The sequence below is a fragment of the Chryseobacterium gambrini genome, assembly GCF_900156825.1.
Lineage (GTDB): Bacteria > Bacteroidota > Bacteroidia > Flavobacteriales > Weeksellaceae > Chryseobacterium > Chryseobacterium gambrini.
In genome coordinates, this window is sequence record NZ_FTOV01000002.1 from 40,578 (window position 1) to 60,872 (window position 20,295).

Annotated in this window: 22 protein-coding genes and 1 tRNA gene; 18 read left to right on the top strand and 5 right to left on the bottom strand. The window is 36.1% G+C overall.

Features of this window, described 5'->3' with window-relative positions; genetic code table 11:
- Positions 1 to 83: 83 nt before the first annotated feature.
- Together BW951_RS03695 and tilS are read right to left on the bottom strand one after the other, a co-directional pair.
- Positions 84 to 638 carry an RNA polymerase sigma factor gene (locus tag BW951_RS03695; RefSeq protein ID WP_056013475.1) on the bottom strand — a complete coding sequence of 185 codons (555 nt, stop codon included), beginning with the start codon at positions 636 to 638 and terminating at the stop codon, positions 84 to 86.
- Positions 635 to 1,957: a tRNA lysidine(34) synthetase TilS gene (gene tilS / locus BW951_RS03700; protein WP_076390600.1), complete on the bottom strand. Its 1,323-nt coding sequence runs from the start codon at positions 1,955 to 1,957 to the stop codon at positions 635 to 637. The genes BW951_RS03695 and tilS overlap by 4 nt, the downstream gene beginning before the upstream one ends.
- Positions 1,958 to 2,044: 87 nt before the next feature.
- Here tilS and BW951_RS03705 point away from each other — a divergent pair, with 87 nt between their 5' ends.
- From BW951_RS03705 to BW951_RS03735, 7 genes are all read left to right on the top strand, one after another.
- Positions 2,045 to 2,878, top strand: a complete 834-nt coding sequence (locus tag BW951_RS03705) for an OmpA family protein (protein WP_076390601.1) — start codon at positions 2,045 to 2,047, stop codon at positions 2,876 to 2,878.
- A gap of 397 nt (positions 2,879 to 3,275) precedes the next feature.
- The gene (locus BW951_RS03710) at positions 3,276 to 3,923 is read left to right on the top strand and encodes an O-methyltransferase (RefSeq protein ID WP_076390602.1); all 648 of its coding nucleotides are present in this window, start codon (positions 3,276 to 3,278) and stop codon (positions 3,921 to 3,923) included.
- Positions 3,924 to 4,006: 83 nt separating this feature from the next.
- Positions 4,007 to 4,723, top strand: coding sequence for a C40 family peptidase (locus tag BW951_RS03715; RefSeq protein ID WP_076390603.1), 717 nt, complete (start codon positions 4,007 to 4,009; stop codon positions 4,721 to 4,723).
- Positions 4,724 to 4,740: 17 nt separating this feature from the next.
- Positions 4,741 to 5,208, top strand: coding sequence for a DUF1648 domain-containing protein (locus BW951_RS03720; protein ID WP_076390604.1), 468 nt, complete (start codon positions 4,741 to 4,743; stop codon positions 5,206 to 5,208).
- Positions 5,205 to 5,543 (top strand): cupin domain-containing protein, encoded by a 339-nt coding sequence (locus tag BW951_RS03725; RefSeq protein WP_076390605.1) that lies wholly within the window; start codon positions 5,205 to 5,207, stop codon positions 5,541 to 5,543. The genes BW951_RS03720 and BW951_RS03725 overlap by 4 nt, the downstream gene beginning before the upstream one ends.
- A gap of 19 nt (positions 5,544 to 5,562) precedes the next feature.
- Positions 5,563 to 5,895, top strand: coding sequence for a hypothetical protein (locus BW951_RS03730; protein WP_175608780.1), 333 nt, complete (start codon positions 5,563 to 5,565; stop codon positions 5,893 to 5,895).
- A gap of 11 nt (positions 5,896 to 5,906) precedes the next feature.
- The gene (locus tag BW951_RS03735; protein WP_076390607.1) at positions 5,907 to 7,136 is read left to right on the top strand and encodes a 3-deoxy-D-manno-octulosonic acid transferase; all 1,230 of its coding nucleotides are present in this window, start codon (positions 5,907 to 5,909) and stop codon (positions 7,134 to 7,136) included.
- Here the strand turns inward: BW951_RS03735 and BW951_RS03740 are convergent.
- From BW951_RS03740 to BW951_RS03750, 3 genes are read right to left on the bottom strand one after another with little or no spacing between them, the layout of a single operon-like run.
- Positions 7,128 to 7,754 (bottom strand): deoxyuridine 5'-triphosphate nucleotidohydrolase, encoded by a 627-nt coding sequence (locus BW951_RS03740; RefSeq protein WP_076390608.1) that lies wholly within the window; start codon positions 7,752 to 7,754, stop codon positions 7,128 to 7,130. The two genes, BW951_RS03735 and BW951_RS03740, sit on opposite strands and share 9 nt — an antisense overlap.
- 9 nt (positions 7,755 to 7,763) lie before the next feature.
- Positions 7,764 to 8,522, bottom strand: coding sequence for a glycosyltransferase family 2 protein (locus tag BW951_RS03745; RefSeq protein WP_076390609.1), 759 nt, complete (start codon positions 8,520 to 8,522; stop codon positions 7,764 to 7,766).
- Between the two features lie 8 nt (positions 8,523 to 8,530).
- Positions 8,531 to 9,508, bottom strand: coding sequence for an acyltransferase family protein (locus tag BW951_RS03750; protein ID WP_175608781.1), 978 nt, complete (start codon positions 9,506 to 9,508; stop codon positions 8,531 to 8,533).
- Between the two features lie 199 nt (positions 9,509 to 9,707).
- On the opposite strand from BW951_RS03750, the gene BW951_RS03755 reads away from it, so the two are divergent.
- The 11 genes from BW951_RS03755 (at position 9,708) to BW951_RS03805 (ending at position 20,189) form a co-directional block, all read left to right on the top strand.
- Positions 9,708 to 10,181 (top strand): lipocalin-like domain-containing protein, encoded by a 474-nt coding sequence (locus BW951_RS03755; protein WP_076390610.1) that lies wholly within the window; start codon positions 9,708 to 9,710, stop codon positions 10,179 to 10,181.
- A gap of 176 nt (positions 10,182 to 10,357) precedes the next feature.
- A complete protein-coding gene (gene leuS / locus BW951_RS03760; RefSeq protein ID WP_076390611.1) occupies positions 10,358 to 13,171 on the top strand; it encodes a leucine--tRNA ligase in 2,814 nt (937 codons plus the stop codon).
- Between the two features lie 240 nt (positions 13,172 to 13,411).
- A complete protein-coding gene (locus BW951_RS03765) occupies positions 13,412 to 14,275 on the top strand; it encodes a MotA/TolQ/ExbB proton channel family protein (protein ID WP_076390612.1) in 864 nt (287 codons plus the stop codon).
- 61 nt (positions 14,276 to 14,336) lie between these two features.
- Positions 14,337 to 14,945, top strand: coding sequence for an ExbD/TolR family protein (locus tag BW951_RS03770; RefSeq protein WP_076390613.1), 609 nt, complete (start codon positions 14,337 to 14,339; stop codon positions 14,943 to 14,945).
- A 12-nt stretch (positions 14,946 to 14,957) separates the two neighbouring features.
- Complete coding sequence (locus BW951_RS03775; protein ID WP_076390614.1) at positions 14,958 to 15,530, top strand: ExbD/TolR family protein; 573 nt, start codon at positions 14,958 to 14,960, stop codon at positions 15,528 to 15,530.
- 24 nt (positions 15,531 to 15,554) lie between these two features.
- Positions 15,555 to 16,397 (top strand): energy transducer TonB, encoded by an 843-nt coding sequence (locus BW951_RS03780; protein ID WP_076390615.1) that lies wholly within the window; start codon positions 15,555 to 15,557, stop codon positions 16,395 to 16,397.
- A gap of 74 nt (positions 16,398 to 16,471) precedes the next feature.
- Entirely contained in the window at positions 16,472 to 16,669 is a 198-nt protein-coding gene (locus BW951_RS03785) for a C4-dicarboxylate ABC transporter (RefSeq protein ID WP_175608782.1), read from the top strand.
- On the top strand, positions 16,659 to 17,531 hold the full coding sequence (locus BW951_RS03790; RefSeq protein ID WP_076390616.1) for a PstS family phosphate ABC transporter substrate-binding protein: 873 nt from the start codon (positions 16,659 to 16,661) through the stop codon (positions 17,529 to 17,531). Before BW951_RS03785 ends, BW951_RS03790 begins: the two co-directional genes overlap by 11 nt.
- A 96-nt stretch (positions 17,532 to 17,627) precedes the next feature.
- Entirely contained in the window at positions 17,628 to 19,277 is a 1,650-nt protein-coding gene (locus BW951_RS03795) for a tetratricopeptide repeat protein (RefSeq protein ID WP_076390617.1), read from the top strand.
- A gap of 81 nt (positions 19,278 to 19,358) precedes the next feature.
- Positions 19,359 to 20,078, top strand: coding sequence for a bacillithiol biosynthesis deacetylase BshB1 (gene bshB1 / locus BW951_RS03800; RefSeq protein ID WP_076390618.1), 720 nt, complete (start codon positions 19,359 to 19,361; stop codon positions 20,076 to 20,078).
- A gap of 35 nt (positions 20,079 to 20,113) precedes the next feature.
- Positions 20,114 to 20,189: transfer RNA gene (locus BW951_RS03805), tRNA-His, on the top strand.
- Positions 20,190 to 20,295: the final 106 nt, after the last annotated feature.

Genomic DNA, 20,295 nt, shown 5'->3' on the forward strand with positions numbered 1-20,295 from the left:
TATGTAGTTCCCAAAAACAGAAAAAATCACCCTGCGAAAAGATGATTTTTTAATTATTTTATTTAAAGTATTGATAATCAGGTTTAAAAATTATCGTCTTTTTTTATTTTTCGGATTTGTTCCACACATTTATGCTTTTGATTTTGCGCATTGTGCTTGGTGGAATACTTGTATTTTTCCTGTATTTCTTCCATATTTTTATTCTTCATAAAAATATCGTGGATGAGGTTTTGGCAGTGCGAAGAAATTTTATTGATGTAATCATTAAGTTTATCATAATAATTCCTTTCGTTTTCTATTGCCTGGTTGATCTCTTCTTTGTTTTCAAAATAATAGCTTTCGTGCATTTCCACAAAAAAGTTTCGGTTGCGCAATTTTTTCAGCCAAAGGTTTTTGGAAATTCCGGTAACGTAGTTCGCAAGACAAGTGTAGGCTTTGAAATCGTCATCATATAATTTTTCGTACAGAATAATTAAAGCGTCCTGAAAAACATCTTCTGCATCTTCAGAATTTCCTTTGTTGGAAAGAACAAATTTTCTGGTGTAGCCGAAATATTTCCGGTACAGAATACCAAAGGCAACATTGTTGTCCTTCTGGAAATCTTCTATTGCTAAAGTGTTTGTTGTTCTTTTGTTCATGTAATCTTCAGAACTTTCTCTGTGTTTTTCGTTGCCATACATCTTCGGTCCTGCCTGAAAGGAATAATTCCCAAAACCGAATCTTCACCGTCGGTAAGGAGCCAGATTTCCTGCCTTGCTAAAATAGATATTTTTTCGTCCCTAAAAAACTTAGAAACTTTCTTTTTCCCCGAAAATCCTGCCGGAAAAAATTCGTCACCGTCTTTCTGCCTTCTTAAACGCAGTGGGAAACAAAGTTTTTCTGCATCAAATGCCCAGTTCAGACTGTTATTGATTTGCTCAATTTCAATGATATTTTCGAGATTAACGGTAATCTGGTTTTCAGAAAAGTCAAAATTTTCCATCAGAAGAATTTCATCATCACTGTGCTTTTCAAACTTCCATTTTCCATCTTCCGTCTTTTTGCTTAAAATTAGTTCATCATAATTGACGATCAGCAGATAATCTTTTGAGAAAAAAGAACTTCCGTTTTCAGCTTTAAAAATTTTCGGAATTTCTTCTTCCTGATTAAAACCATACTTTTTAAGGATCTCAAATTTCACAAAATCACTTTCTTCATTCAGCTTACTTTTGGATAAAACTGTATATTCTCTGTTGAAAACCGAAATCCTGTTTTCGATCTCCTGAATCTGCTGCTGGACAAAATCTTTGGTCTGGTTTAAATAAGAAGAGCTTTTTTTGAAATTTTCCAGAAAATGATCGTTGGTTTCCAGAAGTTTCGGAACAATTTCGTTTCTAATTTTATTTCTTAAATAATCATTTTTCTTATTAGACAGATCTTCACGGTACTCAATATTATTTTCTTCTGCGAATTCGTAGATTTCTTCTTTTGTGAAATTTAAAAGAGGTCTTAAAATGTGATTTTCGTTTGCCGGAATTCCGCTCAATCCGTTAATTCCGGCTGCTTTTGAAAGATTGATGATGAAAGTTTCCAGTTGGTCGTTCAGATGATGTGCGGTGACTAAAAATTCCAGATTTTCTTCTCTTTGAACATTTCTGAAAAATTCATACCGCAGTTTTCTTGCCCAAAGCTGGATAGAATGTTCCGGCTTCTGGTCTTTTTCTGAAACTTTGTATAAATGAAATTTAATATGGTTTCTCTCACAAAAATCCGCCACCGTTTTCTGATCTAGATCCGAATCTTCTCCACGAAGTTTATAATTGATGTGGGCAATCTGAAAATGAATGCCTAAGTCCTTAAAGCAGTGTGCTAAAACCATAGAATCTGCACCTCCGCTCACCGCAAGAAGATAGCTTCGGTTTTCGGGGGAATCAACAATGTTTTTAAGCTGATTTTGGAAGTTGTCTACGTTCAGCATGGATGTCCGGAATTTCTTTTATGCAAAGATAATTCATATAATTAAAATGAATTTCGTTACCTTTGGTTCGTCTAAAAATGATTATTTATGAAAATTTTTAAAATTTTAGCAGTATCTGCAATGGTGTTGGGAATGACATCTTGTATCAGCAAAAAGCAGTATGATGCATTGAGCTCAAATTACAAGCAATGTATTGAAAACGTAGGTGAAAGACAGAGAGAAATTCAGGAACTGAAGTCTCAGAATTCAGCTTTAACAAGTGAAAATAATTTATTGAAAAGTCAGCATGATGCTTTGAAATCTTCATTGGATGCGTGTCTTTCGAATTCAGGGAAAAGCTCTGCCAATATCGACAAGCTGGTTGGAGAAATCAATTCTTCAAACTCTTATATCAAACAGCTTATATCAAGCAATGCGAAAAACGACAGCTTGAATTTAGCATTATCAAACAAACTGAAAAGATCGTTGGATAACGTAGCAGACAGCGATGTTCAGGTAAAAGTGCTGAAAGGAGTGGTAATGATCTCTCTTTCAGATAAAATGTTGTACAAAACAGGAGATTACAACGTATTACCTGCCGCTCAGGAAGTGTTAGGAAAAGTAGCTAAAGTAATTAACGATTACGATAAATATTCTGTCCTTATCGAAGGAAATACAGATAACGCTCCTTTAAGCTCTCCGAATTTACCAAAAGACAACTGGGATCTTTCTGCTTTAAGAGGAACTGCGGTTGCTAAAGTTCTTCAGACTCAGTTTGGAGTAGATCCTGCAAGAATTACAGCAGGTGGACGTTCCGAATACAATCCTAAAGCGACTAACATGAGCGTTTCAGGAAGAGCGGAAAACAGAAGAACGGAGATCATCATTATGCCTAAACTTGATGAGTTTATGAAATTAATGGATATCGCGCCAAAGAAATAATTTACAATCAACATTCAGTCAATACAAAACAAATCCCGAAGCAATTCGGGATTTGTTGTTTGTGATTAATCAAATTAGTTCTTCTTTTTTCAGCAAAGAAATAATTTTTTGAAAAAATGAATTGGATAGTTCCGGTTTAGTTTTTTTAGAAAAAGAATCCACAGTGCTTTTACGCACTGTAGTCTTCTGATTTCTCTGGTTAATTTGTTTTTTTCCCGCAAGCATTATGTCGTGTGTTTTTACCCTTCATTGCAAAGTTAGGCTTATTCGCAGACGAGACCATCCGTATTTTTACGGTAATTAAACTGGGGGATTTTCCCATCTTTCCGGAATCTTTAGGATTGTTTCCGCTTTTTTGTTATATTTAAGTAAATTTGACCGAAATAAAATTTGCAGCATGAGCTTTTTTGAAGAAAAACTTCCGGAAATGGACAGGTACCTTGAAACGCACGCTTCATCGGAACCTGAAATTCTGAGAAAACTGAGAAGGGAAACATACCAAAAGACCACACAGCCACACATGATCTCCGGTTATCAGCAGGGAAGATTGTTAACCATCATTTCGCAGATGATGCAGCCAAAAAATATTCTGGAAATAGGGACTTTTACAGGCTATGCAACACTTTGTCTGGCAACGGGAATGGCAAAAGACGGAAAAATTACTACTTTGGATGTGAATGAAGATTTGGCATACCTTCCTAAAAAGTATTTCGCGGAAAGTGAATACGCTTCTCAGATTCATTTCAGGCTTCAGGATGCGAAGGAATTTCTAAGAGAAACCGATGAGTTTTTTGATCTGGTTTTCATTGATGCCGACAAAGAAAATTATGCAGAATATTTCAGATTAATAAAGCCAAGAACAAAATCCGGCTCGGTGGTGATGTTTGATAATGTTCTCTGGTACGGAAAAGTTCTGGAAGAAAATCCGAAACAGAAATCTACGCAGGTCATTAAGGAACTGAATGATTTGATTGCAAAAGATGATGATTTTGAAAATCTTATTTTACCTTTGCGTGACGGGCTGAATTTTTTACGCAGAAAGTAATTTGAGGTTGAGTTTAAGGTTAGATTTTACAGAGTATTTTCTCAACCTGAACCGAAGTCTTAACCTTTTAATTAGAAAAATAAATGGATAAAGGAATTTGTGTTGTTACAGTAGCTCCTGTTCGTGCAGAAGGTTCGGACAGAGCAGAAATTGTTACGGAAATATTGTTTGGGGAAAGTGCAGATATTCTGGAAGTGAATAAGAACTGGACCAGAATAAAAATGCATTATGACGGCTATGAAGGATGGATGGATACGAAACAGCTTAAACCTGTAACAGACGAATATCTGGCTAAACGGAAAGTAACCGTTGTAACCGAAGACTTTTCTTCTGTCTTGATGAATGACGGAAAAACACTGCTTTCCATGGGTTCGGAAGTTGAATTTCCTGCGGTAGCGTCGAGAAGAAGTCACGACGTGCGAGAAAGTATTGCTTTAACGGCAAAAGAATTCCTGAATGTGCCGTATTTATGGGGCGGTAAAAGCTTTTTTGCGGTAGACTGCTCAGGTTTTACACAGTTGGTTTACAAAATTCACGACATAAAATTACCGAGAGACGCTTCACAGCAGGTTGAAGTGGGAGAATCATTAAGCTTTGTTGAAGAAAGTCAGCCGGGAGATCTTGCGTTTTTTGAAAATCCGGAAGGAAAGATTATTCACGTCGGAATCATGCTGGATAACCAGAGAATTATCCACGCTTCCGGAAAAGTGAGAATCGACACGCTGGATTCTACAGGAATTTTCAACAAAGAAATGAATAAACATACCCATAAACTGAGAGTAATTAAAAGTTTGCTTTAACTTAAAATCTGTCTGAAATGGAAAATATTCTCTTTACTGTTTTTGATATTTTTAATTTTGGATTACTGGTTTTTCTGTGGTGGTTTACGGTGAAACATTATAAATCACTGCCTCAGATTATACCCATTCATTTTGATTTTGACGGAAAAGCGGATAATTTCGGAAGTAAGAAATATGCCTTTTTAATGCCTGTGGTTTTAACCGGACTTTACTTCTTATTTGCTTTTATTGTGAGAGATCCAGAATCTGCCAATTATCCTGTTAAAATTACTGAAGAAAATCAGGATGCTCAGTTCATGATCATGGAAATTTTTATCAGATGGCTGTTTATGATAATCACATTGCTATTTTTAAACAGTCAGGATTATATGTTCCGGTATTCTTTTGATGAAAACGTAAAACCAAGAGTCCCGATGTCTTCGGCAATTTTTTCGGTGATTGGAAGTTTAATTATTTTGTTCGTTTTTGTAGGTGTTTTCAAATGATAAAATCTAAAAATAATTCTGAACATTATATCTGGGGAGACAACTGCGATAGCTGGATTCTGAAAAATGATGCCCATTTATCCGTCAAGCAGGAAATTATGCTTTCCGGAACTTCAGAAAAGCTGCATTTTCATCATCTCGCAGAACAGTTTTTTTATATTTTAAAAGGGAAAGCTGTCTTTTTTATTGATGGCGAAAGGTTGTCTGTAAAAAACGGTGAAAGCATTACCATTCCCCCAAAATCTAAACATTATATTGCTAATGAATCTGATGAAGATCTGGAATTTTTAGTCATTTCCAGTCCTTCGGCTGATAATGATAGAATTGTGCTTTAAATGGAAATTAAAAGATATTATGACTGCGAATATTTTAAATAGTTGGAATTTAAAAGCTGAAAGTTATATGGAAGCTAAACTCAGGTATTCTGGTTTTGGCTGTGAAATTTTTGAGTTTTTTAAATACGAATTATCTTTAAATCTGAATAACTTCCAATTTTACCAGCCGATAAATCAACCTGAAGACTTAATAGCATATTATAAATTAGACAACATAGAGTTTGCTGTTCAGTTAGATCCTCTATGTGAAGTTATATGTATTTGGAATAATAGCATTTCTGTAGAAGTTAATTTTTTTGTTAAAGACTATTATGCTAAAGTAATAGAAATAATAAAGACCAAGATTTTATAAATTTAAAAGAATTGAAAACTCTATACAACATATTTATCCATCTGCTCATCTTCGGGATGAAGGTTTTTGCGTTATTCAATGATAAAACTAAAAAAGGCGTTGAAGGCAGGAAAGAATCTTTAGGAAAGGTGAAGTCAGGCTTTAAAAAATCTGATCAAGTGATCTGGATGCACGCTTCAAGTCTTGGAGAATATGAACAGGGACTGCCTGTTTTGGAACAGTTGAAAGAAAGATTTACGGATCATAAAATTTTAGTCACCTTCTTTTCTCCATCCGGTTATGAAAACGTGGTGAAAAAGAAACATTTTGCCGATGTGATCTGTTATCTTCCTTTTGATAAAAAATCTGCTGTAAAAGAATTTACAGACCAGTTTGATGTTCAACTATTTTTTACGGTGAAGTATGATTACTGGTATCATCTTCTTGGTGAACTTAAAAATAAAGGAGCAAAAACGTATGTGATTTCAGCTTTGTTCTATGATCGTCAGTCGTTTTTTACATCGTATGGAAAATGGTTTGTACAGCAACTTCAGAAAAATATCGACTGGTTTTTTCATCAGACCCAAATGTCCTTTGCTCTGGCTAAAAGCATTGGATTAACGAAATCTTCGGTAACGGGAGATACGAGATTTGACCGTGTAAAACAGTTGAGACATCGAGACAATCAAGTAGATTGGATTAAAGATTTTATTGGCGAAGATAAAACCGTGGTTTTCGGAAGTTCTTGGCAGGCGGAAGAAAAAATTGCGCTGGAAGTCTCGCAGGGAAGTCCTTATGCAAAATTAATTATTGCTCCGCATGATCTGAAGAGAGTTTCCCATTTGAAACAGCTTTTTCCGGAAGCAATTTTATACAGTGAAATTAAAAATTCTGTTGAGGATTTTAACTCAAATATTTTAATTATCGACAGCATCGGTTTGCTTTCAAAATTGTATTCTTACGCCGATGTTGCGGTGGTAGGAGGAGGGTTTCATGATGCGGGACTTCACAATATTCTGGAAGCGGCAACCTTTGGCGTTCCGGTAATTTTCGGAAATCAGTATAGAAAAAATCCTGAAGCAGACGGTCTTATTTCGGCGGATGGAGGAAGGTCTTTTGAAAATGCAGGTCTTGCTGCAGATTTTGTTCTGTTTTTAATTAATAATGAAGATTCCCTTCAGGCAATGTCTGAAAATGCTGAAAAATTTGTCTCTGAAAAACCGAATTCTACGGAACTGATCTTACAGAAAATCTTATCGTAAAAATCCCTGATTTTTAATGTCTTTGATGATCTGGTCAAAATTTTCCGGAATCTTATCGCTGGTCAGCCAGTTAAAATCGATCCCGTTGTTAATGAAAAGTTTGGATAAATATGTATTCTCAAGGATTTTATCTTTTAAATTATCCAGATGCTCATCAATTTCCATCCAGTAATCGACATCCAGTTTTTTGGTTAAAAGCAAAGCTTTCACCACTTTATTAATGATGTAGAGATACAGTTTATAAACATTATCGAATCTTTGTCGGCTCAGATCTTCGTTATATTCTAAAATCTTATTAATCAACAATAAATTAAGAGAAACTTCTCCGAATTTATCGGTCGTTACTTTTACGTGTTCGGTAATTTCACTGCTTATTTTACGGATAATTCCCAGAAAATATTTCTGATTGCTGATGTATTTTGATGCCAGTAAAACTTTTTCGGAAACAATTTCCTCCATCGCATCTCTTTTATTGTCTGTGGTTTCAGGATCAATAAGTTCGAAGTATAGTTTTTTAGATAAAAGTTTATCTTTTTTTAATAATCTGAAAATCAGGCGGTCTTTTTCTACAGAAGAAAAATTGCTCAGAGCAGTTTTGAACTCTTTTGAATATTCCATTCAATAAAATTAATTAAAAATTTTCGAATATTTCAAAAATCCGTTGAATGCCCAGTTTGCGGTATAGTATAAAGATTTAACTGTAGAAAATCCCATGAAATCTTTATACACCAGATATTGATCTCGGATGATGTTTTTTTTCTTTCTGGAAACACTGTTTTCGCGCATCCTGTATTTAGCAAGTGTTTTATTCAGCGGATAGCCTTTCGGGATTTTTTTCAGAAGATTCAGCCACATCACATGATCTTCGCGCTTGCTTTTCACGGGGAAGAAGAATTTTCCCACTCTTTTGGTATCGTACATTGTAGAAACCGGAGCCAGTCTGCAGGTTTTAAGCAGGTTGGAAAAGGTAACGACTGTATCGGCTTCAAAATCTTTTAGAACCGGTTCCATCGTATGTTCATCACATCTGGAATAATTGCAGTACACCAATTCTGCATTGTTTTTATCCATAAACCCGATCATCTCGTCAAGATATTCAGGATACCAGAAATCATCGGAATCCAGAAAGGCGATGTAACGACCTTCCGCTCTTTCGAGGCTTTTATTTCGGGCATTTCCTGCGCCGCCGTTTTTTTCAAGAACGTGTAATTTTATTCTGGGATCATTGTACTTTCGGATCAGCTCAACCGTATTATCTTTGGAACGGTCGTCCGAGATCAGCCATTCCCAGTTTTCATACGTCTGGCTGAGTACAGACTGTATGGTTTCCTCTATAAATTCCGCCGAATTGTAGGAGGGGGTGATTATCGAAACTAATTCTTTCATCTTGTGTTTTATAAAAATTTTTTCTCATAAAAATGCCATGAGCTTACCCCAACGGCAATAACCACCATCATACATGCAAAAGCCATCACGTAAGGATTGTAATCTTTAAATAATCCCAGTGTGGTAAAAGTTCTGATGATCGGGAAGTGGAAGATATAAATTCCGTAGGTAAAATCTCCATATTTTCCGAAATTATTTAAAAACTTAAAAGAATATGCGATGTACAGGACGATAATCCCGATCATCATCGGAGAAAAAAGCTGAATCTTTGTAAATAAATCGATCCACACTGTGGCTATGGCAATGATAAAAAGGGTGTTTTTATATTTGATGAATTTGTCAAAATTAAAATAAATCAGCATTCCCGGTATGAAATAAGACAGCGTTCCCGGAAGCTGTTTCGCCATTGAAATTTTTCCCTGATGTTCAAAATAATTAAGATAAACGAGCGACAGAAAATATAGGATCATTAAACTGATGTTCCTATACTTGTTGTTTTTTCCGAACAGTAGAAACATCAGCGGAACAGCAAAATAATAGCACATTTCTATCTTTAGTGTCCAAAGAGCTCCGTTGACTGCCTGATTTCCGAAAACTCCGGGAAGCCACGGTGCTTTAAAATTTAAAAAAATGGAATTCCAGAAAAGATATTTGTAGACCTGCGTATTACTAAAATATTCCCTGAACGAATAAGTGCTTACAAGACTGAGTAAAATGGCACAGAGAAAAACAACCAATAAATAAGCGGGAACAATTCTCCTGATTCTTTTGCTAATATAGCTTTTAAGACTGGAAGAACGCTCATAACTTCTGGCGATGAGAAATCCGCTCACCACAAAAAAACCGAAAACGGCAATTTCGATAGGGCTGTGTTCCAGAAATTTCAGCTCCGGAGAAACGCTTAAAGCTCCAAGATGCCCTAAAAAAACGATGAAAGCGAGGAGAACACGGATAAAATCAAAATTATTTTTCGTAAGGTCTTGCATTTGCATTTGTTTGTTACAAAAATAGTTTTTTTCGAAGAAAAGATCATATTTCCGGTAATGAATGTTTGCTGAATAAAGGAAAAACAACGCTTTTGAAATGCCGATACACAGAAAATAATAAATTTTAACAATATTTTTTTAAAAAAATTGTATAATAATATAAATAAATCATAATTTTAGCGCTTGAAAAAATTGATATATGAAGAAATTAGCATTATTATTTGCAGGTTTATCATTATTTGTAGCAACAGGATGTAATAACGACGACGAAGTAGTACAGGAAGCTCCGTTAGTGGGAGTTTGGCAGCCCGTGAAAAAAGTAGTAACCGTAGTTGCAATAGGAGAAGTTCCTGTTTCGGACGGTATTTCTTTTGATACCACTTGTCAGCAGACTTCAAGATGGACGTTCGCTTCCGGAAATGCAGGAACAAGAAAAGATATGGGAGACAGCGCAACGCCGGGAACCTGTACACCTACTTTCGACAGAACATTTACTTATACTTATGATAAAGACAGCAAAGCTATTCAGATAAAATATCAGGGAATTGTTCAGCCGGATCAGGGAAGAATCATCAGCATCAGCGATACTGCTTTAAACATCATGTTTGAAGACAAATCAGATCCTACCGAATTCCATTCTGAAACCTATACATTTAAGAGAATACCTCAGTAATAGTCTGAATTATCAATATAAAATACAAATCTCATCTACTGATGAGATTTTTTTGTGCATTATTTCGTCAAATTTAAATTTCCATTTCTTTTAAAATCATTATTTTTGTGAAAATTAGAAAAGGAATTTAAAAGAATCCGGCATCTAATATCTTAACATCTAATATCTATAAAAAAGTGTTTTACGATCATCAGCAGATAGAAAAAAAGTGGCAGAAGTACTGGGAAGATAATCAAACGTATAAAACTTCCGACAACACAGACAAACCTAAATTTTATGTTCTCGATATGTTTCCGTATCCATCCGGAGCAGGACTTCACGTAGGTCATCCGCTTGGATATATCGCATCCGACATTTACGCGAGGTACAAAAGACATCAGGGTTTTAATGTTCTCCACCCTGTTGGTTACGACAGCTTCGGGCTTCCTGCTGAACAGTACGCTATTCAGACAGGGCAGCATCCTGCGATTACGACAGAGCAAAACATTACAAGATACGAAGAGCAGTTAAGAAAAATTGGCTTTTCTTTCGACTGGAGCAGAGAAGTAAGAACTTCCGATGCTTCTTATTATAAATGGACACAGTGGATTTTTATTGAGCTGTTCCATTCGTGGTATAATAAAGATACTGATAAAGCGGAGCCTATTTCATCTTTGGTTAAACGTTTTGAAGAAAAAGGAACGGAAGGGTTAAATGCCAATCAGAACGATGAATTAAATTTCACGGCGGAAGAGTGGAAAGAAGCTTCAGGAATTGATAAAGAAGACATTTTATTAAATTACCGTTTGGCTTACAGAGCGGAAACCACTGTAAACTGGTGTCCTGCTTTGGGAACCGTTCTGGCAAATGATGAGGTGAAAGACGGAAAATCCGAAAGAGGAGGTTTTCCTGTTTTCCAGAAGAAAATGATGCAGTGGAGCATGAGGATTTCTGCGTACTCTGAAAGATTATTGCAGGGATTAAAAACTTTGGACTGGCCACAACCTTTGAAAGATTCTCAGGAATACTGGATCGGAAAATCTCAGGGAGCACAGGTGAGATTCAATGTGGAAGGACATGACGAGATCGTTGAAGTGTTTACAACAAGACCAGATACTATTTTCGGAGCGACTTTTATGGTTCTGGCTCCCGAAAATCCTTTGGTGGAAACCATCACAACCGCAGAGCAAAAAGCTGAGGTAGATTCTTATATTGAAGAAACTTCTAAGAAAACGGAACGTGACAGAATGGCGGACGTGAAAAATGTTTCAGGCGCTTTCACGGGAAGTTATGCTTTAAACCCTTTCAGTGGAGAAAGAATGCCGATCTATATTTCAGATTATGTTTTGATGGGTTACGGAACAGGTGCTGTAATGGCGGTTCCTGCACATGACGAGCGTGATCACAGATTTGCAAAGAAATTTAATTTAGAAATTAAGAAAGTAGTGGAAACGGACGAAGATGTTCAGGAAGCTTCTTTCGATTCTAAAGATTCGGTTTGCGTAAATTCTGATTTCTTAAATGGATTAAATTATAATGATGCAAAGGCATTGATTATTTCTGCTATTGAGAAAAAAGGAATCGGACACGGAACAACGAACTACAGACAGCGTGATGCGATTTTCTCAAGACAAAGATATTGGGGAGAACCGGTTCCTATCTATTATAAGGATGGAATGCCTTATACATTGCCGACTTCCGCTTTGCCTTTGGAACTTCCGGAAGTTGAAAAATATCTGCCGACTGAAGACGGAGATCCGCCATTGGGAAATGCAAAAACGTTTGCATGGGATGAAGCTAATCAAAAAGTAGTCGATACAAATTTGATTGATGAAAAAACGGTTTTCCCTTTAGAATTATCCACAATGCCGGGTTGGGCAGGAAGCTCATGGTATTTCCTAAGATATATGGATTCGAAAAATGATGAGGTTTTTGCTAAAAAAGAACTTTCAGATTATTGGGGACAGGTGGATTTGTACATCGGAGGAAGTGAACACGCGACAGGACATTTATTATATTCCCGTTTCTGGAATATGTTCTTAAAAGACAGAGGATATATTAATCAGGATGAGCCTTTCCAAAAGTTGATTAATCAGGGGATGATTTTGGGGATGAGTGCTTTTGTGTATAGAGTTGACGGAACTAATCAATATGTTTCTAAAAATTTAGCAAAAGATTATACAACTCAGGCAATTCACGTTGATGTATCTTTATTAAAAGGAACTTCTGATGAACTGGATACTGAAGCTTTCAAAGCTTGGAGACCGGATTATGCAGATGCAGAATTTATTTTAGAAGATGGAAAATACATCACAGGTCGTGAAGTAGAAAAAATGTCCAAGTCAAAATACAATGTGGTAAATCCGGATGACATCTGTGAAGAATACGGAGCAGACGGTTTAAGATTGTATGAAATGTTCTTAGGTCCGTTGGAACAATCTAAGCCTTGGAACACGCAAGGTCTGAGTGGAGTCTACGGTTTCCTTAAAAAGTTCTGGAATTTATATTTTGACGGGGATACTTTCTCGGTTTCCGATGAAGAGCCAACCAAAGCAGAATACAAAGTTTTACATACCTTAATAAAGAAGGTGGTTTACGATATTGAAAACTTCTCTTTCAATACGTCTGTCTCTTCTTTTATGATCGCTGTAAACGAATTGCAAAAAATAAAATGCAACAAACGCAATATTTTAGAACCTTTAGCCGTTATCATTTCTCCGTATGCACCTCACATCTGTGAAGAACTTTGGAGTTTATTGGGGCATCAGGATTCTATAGAATTTGAAAAATTCCCTGTATTGAACGAGGATTACTTAGTTGAAGATGAGATTTTGTATCCGGTAAGTGTAAACGGAAAAATGAAGTTTAAAATTTCACTTTCCGCGCAGCTTTCACCTAAAGAAGTGGAGGAAGTGGTACTTAAAGACGAAAAAATGGTGCAGATTCTGGAAGGGAAGACCCCGACGAAAATCATTGTAGTGCCTCACAGAATTGTGAATATAGTAATTTAAAAAAAAATTAACATTGGCAAATTAAAAAAAATGAAGGCTTAAATTTTTTGATTTTTTAACGTAAATGTTAAAATTGAAAAATATTACCAAAAAAAGAGAAAATAATTGTAATATCGAAAGTGTATTAAAATTTCTTTATCAAAAAAATGGCAAATGTTTATTTAAGACTCTTGCATTTTAATTATTTTTGCCTTTAATTTACACCTTGTAAAATTTTAAAACAATATAATTTAGTTAAATATGGAAATGAATGTTTCAAAAAATGATGAGCAAGTAATTGCTAGAAAGTCGGGAGGTTTAAACCCAGCTGTAATTATTCCTATTATCTTTGCAATAGGAGTTTGTATTTATTTATTCGTTCTAGGTAACCCAGGAAACTTTAAAGATGCTAATGAATTAGGAGGAGCATCTGTTGCTTTTGCTGACAAGGAGGGGAAAGACATTCACCCAGAATCGTTCTTAGGTATTATCTACAAAGGAGGGGTTATTGTACCTATCTTGATTACTTTCATGATCACGGTAATCGTTTTCTCTTTTGAAAGATATTTCGTTCTTAGCAAAGCTGCCGGAAAAGGAAACTTAGACAACTTCGTTGTACAGGTAAGAAGCTTACTAAACCAAAACAAAATTGATGAAGCTTTAGAAGAGTGCGACAGACAGCAAGGTTCTGTTGGTAACGTAGTAAAAGAAGGTCTTACTACTTACAAAGCTTTATCTCACGATACAACGCTTAACAAAGAGCAAAAAATGGTAGCGCTTAACAAAGCAATCGAAGAAGCGACTACTCTTGAAATGCCAATGCTTGAGAAAAACATGATGATCCTTTCTACTTTAGGTACTGTTGCAACGTTAGTAGCACTTTTAGGTACGGTAATCGGGATGATCAAGGCGTTCTTCGCATTAGGTTCAGGAGGGGGTACTCCGGATGCCGCTGCACTTTCTACAGGTATCTCTGAAGCCTTGATTAACACAGCTTTAGGTATTGGTACTTCAGCAATCGCTATCATCCTTTATAACTTCTTTACTTCTAAAATCGACGGATTAACTTATAAGATCGACGAGATCGCAATGAGCATCCAACAGTCTTTCGCTGAATTCAACTAAGAATTGTAGCAAGGAATTTGCAGTAAGTAAAAAGAAGTTTAATTAAAAATCATTAATAATAATGGCGAGAGTCAAACCAAAAAGACATGGAGTAGTGACGGATATGACGGCAATGTGTGACGTTGCGTTCCTACTGCTTACATTCTTTATCTTGACCACTCAGTTTAAAAAACCTGATGTGGAGCAGATTAAACCGCCATCTTCAATATCAGAGAAGTTACTTCCTGATGCAAGTTTGATGACCATCAACGCTACACCGGACGGAAAATTTTATTTCCAGCCTGTAGAAAATGCATCAGAGAGACTGCAGCTTTTAGACAATATGGGAAAAAAGTACGGAGTTACTTTTGACAATAATGAAAAAGCTGCATTCCAGAAAGTACAAGCAATTGGGGTTCCTATGAACCAGCTTAAAAGCTATCTTGATTTGCCAGATGACGAGCAGAAGAATTTCAAGAGTCCTACAGGGATTCCTATGGATAGTACGAATAAGCAGTTAGTAGACTGGGTAAAAGAAAGTTTGAACGTAAATCCTGATTACAAATTAGCAATCAAAGGAGACGTTACAACAGAATATCCGAAAGTTAAAAGCTTATTCGAGGGTTTAAGAGATATCGATTTTCTTAAATTTTGGTTGATTACATCACAAGAAGGTAAACCTAATGAATAATATCATTTAGAAATGGCAGAAGTACAAGTACAGGAAAAGGGCGCCAAAGGCGGCAAGGTACGTTCCAAGAAACAGAGTACCAGAGTCGATATGACTCCGATGGTGGACTTGGGTTTTCTATTGATTACCTTCTTTATGTTCACAACCACATTCTCTAAACCGAATGTAATGGATTTGGGTCTTCCGGCAAAACCGAAGGATGAAACAAAAAAACCACCTCCAACAGAAATTAAACTTTCGAACTCTATATCTTTATTATTAGGTAAAAACAATAAGATCTTCTGGCATCAGCAGGACAATACGTCTTTAACAGATCAGAATCTTAATGAAACTACTTTCGATAGAGAAGGAATCCGAAAAGTAATTGAGCAGGCAAAAGCAAATGCGGCTGATAAAACTAAATTTACAGTTATTATTAAGCCAACTGACGATGCTGTATATAAAAACTTCGTAGATATCCTGGACGAAATGGCAATTACTAAGAGTGAGCAGTACGGTGTTACTGATCTTAAACCTTGGGAAAAAGCTATTTACGATAGAAAAGTGGGTAACTCTGGTGCTGCAGCAGCTCCGGCTACTAAGTAATTTAAACCATAAAATTGTAAATCTATGGCAAACGAAAATGTATACGATCCTAATCTTACCTTAGATGAGATTGTATTTGAAAATAGAAACAAGGAATATGGTGCATACGATTTAAGACATCAGTACCCAAAACTTCTGACAAAATCTTTCATCGTTGGAACAGCATTATTCCTTATTGCGGCTTTGTCTCCATTTATCTATCTTACCATTAAGAGACTTACTGAACCTGAAAAACAAGAAGTTAAAGCAGATTTGGTAGAGATTCTTCAGGAAGATAAAGTTATTGAGCAGCCAAAAGAAGAAGAACCACCTCCACCACCTCCACCAAAAGAGGAAGAGAAAATTGAAATTATCCAGAACGTGGTTCCTGAGCCTGTAAAAGCTCCGAAAATTGAAACACCACCACCGCCAATTTCTAAGCAGTTAGAAACAACAACCGGTCTGGTTAATCAGGAAGGGGTAAAAGCTCCGGCTTACACTCCGCCGCCACCGCCACCATCAACAGGTACAAAGGCGTCTACAGCAGAAGTAAAACCTCAGGTAAGTGATACTCAGGTTTATACAGAAGTAGAGCAGACTGCTGAATTCCCTGGAGGTATTAATGCTTTCAGAAATAAAGTATCCAGTAACTTCGATGGTTCAGCGATGAACGGAGATGAAGGTACAGTAAAAACTGAAATCACTTTCGTTGTAGAAAGAGACGGAAGTATTACGGACGTTAAAGCAAGCGGTGGAAACTCTGACTTCAATGCTGAAGCAATCAGAACCATCAAGTCTATTAAAAATAAATGGACTCCTGCTAAAATTAACGGACAATCTGTACGTTATAGATTCAGATTACCTTTAACAATGAATTTTGAAGGATAAGATTTATCTTTAAATAATAATTAAAAAAGAGAAGCATTTGCTTCTCTTTTTATTTTTTTTGGTATTTTTGTTATATGATGTTCAATTGGTTATCCCTCGTTACGGGATTATTTTATATCGTTCTGGGAATCGTGGTAATGTACTACAGATTTTTCTTCACAGTTCTGGAACCCGGAGTTGCCTATGCATTAGGCGGACTTCTTATTTTGTATGGAATTTTCAGAATTTACAGAGCGGTTACAAAAATTAAAAATTCAGGAAATGAAGAATAGTGTTAAGCTTCTAATGCTGTTTTTCATTAGCATAATAGCAGTTGGTTGTAAAAAAGAAGAAAAATCTCCGTCTTACCATAAAGGAGAAATGACGATTCTTACGGATGAATCTTTTAAAAGTGTTACGGAAGCTTTAGCAGAAGGATATATGATTAATTATCCCGAAACAAAGATCAAAGTCGTTACGAAAAAAGAAGATCTCGGATTCATTGATTTATTAAACAATAAGACAAGAATCGTGGTAATGTCCAGAGATCTTACGCCGGAAGAAATTAAGACATACGAAGAACAGATCGAACTGAAGTTTTTACCTGCAAAATTCGCTGCAGATGCTGTTATTTTTATTGTTCCGAAAGATTCTCCAAAAGAAAGTATTACCATGGAGGAAATTCAGAAAGGATTGCAGTCGGATAATAAAGAATTTATTTTCGACGGAGCCAATTCCAGCAATCTGAATTTTGTGGCTCAGAAACTTAAAAAACAGCCGAAAGATTTAAAGTTTTCAGTTATTCCGGGAAGCAAGAATATTATTGAAGAACTCAATAAATACCCGGATAAAATAGGGGTTATCGGTCTTAATACATTCAGCCGTCCTTATGATAAAGAGTCTGAACAGTTGAGAAATATGGTAAAAATTCTTCCTGTGGAAGACAAAGGAAAACTTTACACTACAGATTTTGAAAACCTCCGCAAAATGAATTATCCCTTTACAAGAGTTTTGTATTTTTTAACAAACGAAGGAAACTTCAATATTGCCAATGGTTTTATAAGGTATTCGTGCACCCAGCTTGGGCAAATGATCGTTCAGAAAGAAGGATTGCAACCATACAATCTTTACAGAAGAGAAGTTCAAATGCGTTAAAAAGTATTAAATTAATCCTTTAACCAAAATAAATGTATTATTTTGGTCTGAAAATTGTGTATTACTTAAATCGAAATTTAGATTAGAAAATATAAAATGAAAGATATAATGAATATGAATGTAAAGAAGCTTGCCTTTGGAGCGGCTGTAGTGTTTTTTACCAACTTTGCCGTTGCACAAACTGTACAGGATGGTATCAACAGTATAGACAGTGATAAATATGCTCAGGCAAAAACTAATTTTACGAACATGATCGCTTCGGCGCCTACTGCAGAAAACTATTTCTATTTAGGAAATACATATCTTAAGCAGGGAGAGCCAGATTATGCGGCAGCAACTGATAGTTTTAACAAAGGTCTTGCAGCAGATGGCAAAAGCTATTTAAATAAATTAGGTTTGGCAACTGTAAAACTGGGTAAAGGAGATAAGGGTGCTATTGCGGAAATTCAGAAAATCGTTACCGATTCAAAAGAAAAAGATGCAGAAGTTCTTTTCAGAGCGGCAGAAGCTTTAACTTTATTTGAGAAAAATAACTCTCCGGATTTGGCTATTCAATATTTGAATAAAGCGATTGAAAGAGCAGAGAAAAAAGGTGTTCCGGCTCATTACTATTATACTTTAGGGGATGCTTACAGACTAAAAAGAATGCCAGGAGATGCAATGTCTGCTTATGACAAAGCGCTTCCTTTAGCTAAAAATAAAGCATCGGTTTATACAAGAATCGGGACTTTATGGATGGCTGCACAACAGTGGCAGCAGGCTAAAACAAGTATAGATAAAGCAATTGCCACAGATCCATCTTATGCTCCGGCGTATAAAGCTCTTGCAGCTTATGATATCAGATATCAGCAAAATGCGAAAGCGACTCAGGATTTGATCAATTATACAAAATATGCCGATGAAGATCCATATACTCAATTAGAAATTGCTAAGCTTTATTTTACCAATGAAGATTATGCAAATTCCAAGCAGGTTTTAGATAAGATTTTTGATAAGATTAATGATCCTATTAAATTTAAGTTGAGAGCTTACCAATTGTATGCTGACGGAAAATATACTGAAGCAAAACAAAATATGGATAGCTTTGTTTCTCAGGCGGATAAATCAAGAGTACAGCCTGCAGACCAAGGTTTACAGGGGTTAATTGCAGCAGGTTTGGCTAAAACTGAAACAGATGCTGCTAAAAAAACAGCTTTAACTACTGAAGCACAGCAGAAAATTGCCATCGCAAAAGCGGCTAAAGATGAAACCTTGAAGTGGGATATGGAATTGGTGAAAATCGCAGGAGGAGGAGCTTCTCAGGCTGATATTGATGCAGGACCTACAAACCCTACGATTGAAGGATTAAAGCAGAAAGTGGCCGCAAATGCTCAGGACTCAGATTCTTTATTCAAACTTGCGACTGCTTATCAGGATGCAAAGAACTGGAATGGTGCAATAGCTACATGGCAGAAAATGAATGCCCTTTTACCAGATTGGGCTCCGGGTTACTACAGCTTAGGATATTCTTATCAGCAGGCTGGAAATAATGATGCGGCTAAAATGGCGTATGAGAAATTCATCAGTACGGTAAAACCTGCAGAGCAGGAAGCTAATAAGCAGACTTTAGCTTATGCTTACTTTGCTGTGGCATATATGTCTAAGGATTCTGATGTAGCAAAAGCAAAAGACTATGTTGCAAAATCTGTACAGTTGGATCCAACCTATCAGGATGCAGTAAAGTTGAATGCAGAAATCAACAAATAATTTAAACTTTAAATTATAAATAATGAAACTTCCCATTCGTAATGTTTGGGAAGTTTTTATTTTAATCCTATCTTTGATTGTATGAAAACAGATATATTAGCTTTTGGAGCGCATCCTGATGATGTAGAATTGGGATGTGGAGGAACGATAGCCAAATTGGTTTCAGAAGGGAAGACCTGCGTTATCGTTGATCTCACGAGAGGAGAACTCGGAACGAGAGGAACAGAAGAAACCAGAAAGGCGGAAGCCAATGATGCTGCAAGAATTTTAGGTGTTTCTATAAGAGAAAATCTCGAGATGAGAGACGGGTTTTTAGAAAATTCCGAGGACTATCAGATGAGGATCGTAAAAATGGTTCGCAAATATAGGCCGGAAATCGTCTTTGCGAATACAATTGATGATAGACATCCAGATCATGCAAAAGGAGCGAAATTAGTATCGGATGCGTGCTTTTTGTCTGGATTAAGAAAAATTGAAACGGTTTTGGAAGGGGAGATTCAGGAAGCGTGGAGACCAAAGCATATTTTTAACTATATGCAATGGAAAAATGTAGAGCCTGAATTCGTTATTGATATTTCAGAATTTTTGGATGCAAAAATTGCGGCATGCAAAGCATTTAAAACTCAGTTTTATGATCCGGATTCTAAGGAACCTGAAACCCCGATTACTTCAAAAAACTTTTTAGACAGCTTAACTTATCGCGCAATGGATTTGGGCAGATTATCGGGAGTAGCTTATGCAGAGGGATTTACGTCTGAAAAGTTAATTGCTTTGAAAAATTTTGACGGAATTGTTTGGTAATTAAAAAATCTTTCCTATATTTGCACTCACAAAACGGTGATTGTAGCTCAGTTGGTTAGAGCGTCGGATTGTGGTTCCGAAGGTCGTGGGTTCGAGACCCATCATTCACCCAATAAAAGTACACTTTTCAAAAGTGTACTTTTTTATTTTATACCAAATCTAAGTTCATATTTTCATTATTTTTTGTTATAAAAGTTTGTGGATCAGTATAAAAAAC

Bases quoted from the DNA above. Each gene is read 5' to 3' on its own strand.
- BW951_RS03695 (WP_056013475.1), bottom strand. From the start codon at position 638: ATGAACAAAAGAACAACAAACACTTTAGCAATAGAAGATTTCCAGAAG.
- tilS (WP_076390600.1), bottom strand. From the start codon at position 1,957: ATGCTGAACGTAGACAACTTCCAAAATCAGCTTAAAAACATTGTTGAT.
- BW951_RS03705 (WP_076390601.1), top strand. From the start codon at position 2,045: ATGAAAATTTTTAAAATTTTAGCAGTATCTGCAATGGTGTTGGGAATG.
- BW951_RS03710 (WP_076390602.1), top strand. From the start codon at position 3,276: ATGAGCTTTTTTGAAGAAAAACTTCCGGAAATGGACAGGTACCTTGAA.
- BW951_RS03715 (WP_076390603.1), top strand. From the start codon at position 4,007: ATGGATAAAGGAATTTGTGTTGTTACAGTAGCTCCTGTTCGTGCAGAA.
- BW951_RS03720 (WP_076390604.1), top strand. From the start codon at position 4,741: ATGGAAAATATTCTCTTTACTGTTTTTGATATTTTTAATTTTGGATTA.
- BW951_RS03725 (WP_076390605.1), top strand. From the start codon at position 5,205: ATGATAAAATCTAAAAATAATTCTGAACATTATATCTGGGGAGACAAC.
- BW951_RS03730 (WP_175608780.1), top strand. From the start codon at position 5,563: ATGACTGCGAATATTTTAAATAGTTGGAATTTAAAAGCTGAAAGTTAT.
- BW951_RS03740 (WP_076390608.1), bottom strand. From the start codon at position 7,754: ATGGAATATTCAAAAGAGTTCAAAACTGCTCTGAGCAATTTTTCTTCT.
- BW951_RS03745 (WP_076390609.1), bottom strand. From the start codon at position 8,522: ATGAAAGAATTAGTTTCGATAATCACCCCCTCCTACAATTCGGCGGAA.
- BW951_RS03750 (WP_175608781.1), bottom strand. From the start codon at position 9,508: ATGCAAGACCTTACGAAAAATAATTTTGATTTTATCCGTGTTCTCCTC.
- BW951_RS03755 (WP_076390610.1), top strand. From the start codon at position 9,708: ATGAAGAAATTAGCATTATTATTTGCAGGTTTATCATTATTTGTAGCA.
- BW951_RS03765 (WP_076390612.1), top strand. From the start codon at position 13,412: ATGGAAATGAATGTTTCAAAAAATGATGAGCAAGTAATTGCTAGAAAG.
- BW951_RS03770 (WP_076390613.1), top strand. From the start codon at position 14,337: ATGGCGAGAGTCAAACCAAAAAGACATGGAGTAGTGACGGATATGACG.
- BW951_RS03775 (WP_076390614.1), top strand. From the start codon at position 14,958: ATGGCAGAAGTACAAGTACAGGAAAAGGGCGCCAAAGGCGGCAAGGTA.
- BW951_RS03780 (WP_076390615.1), top strand. From the start codon at position 15,555: ATGGCAAACGAAAATGTATACGATCCTAATCTTACCTTAGATGAGATT.
- BW951_RS03785 (WP_175608782.1), top strand. From the start codon at position 16,472: ATGATGTTCAATTGGTTATCCCTCGTTACGGGATTATTTTATATCGTT.
- BW951_RS03790 (WP_076390616.1), top strand. From the start codon at position 16,659: ATGAAGAATAGTGTTAAGCTTCTAATGCTGTTTTTCATTAGCATAATA.
- BW951_RS03795 (WP_076390617.1), top strand. From the start codon at position 17,628: ATGAAAGATATAATGAATATGAATGTAAAGAAGCTTGCCTTTGGAGCG.
- bshB1 (WP_076390618.1), top strand. From the start codon at position 19,359: ATGAAAACAGATATATTAGCTTTTGGAGCGCATCCTGATGATGTAGAA.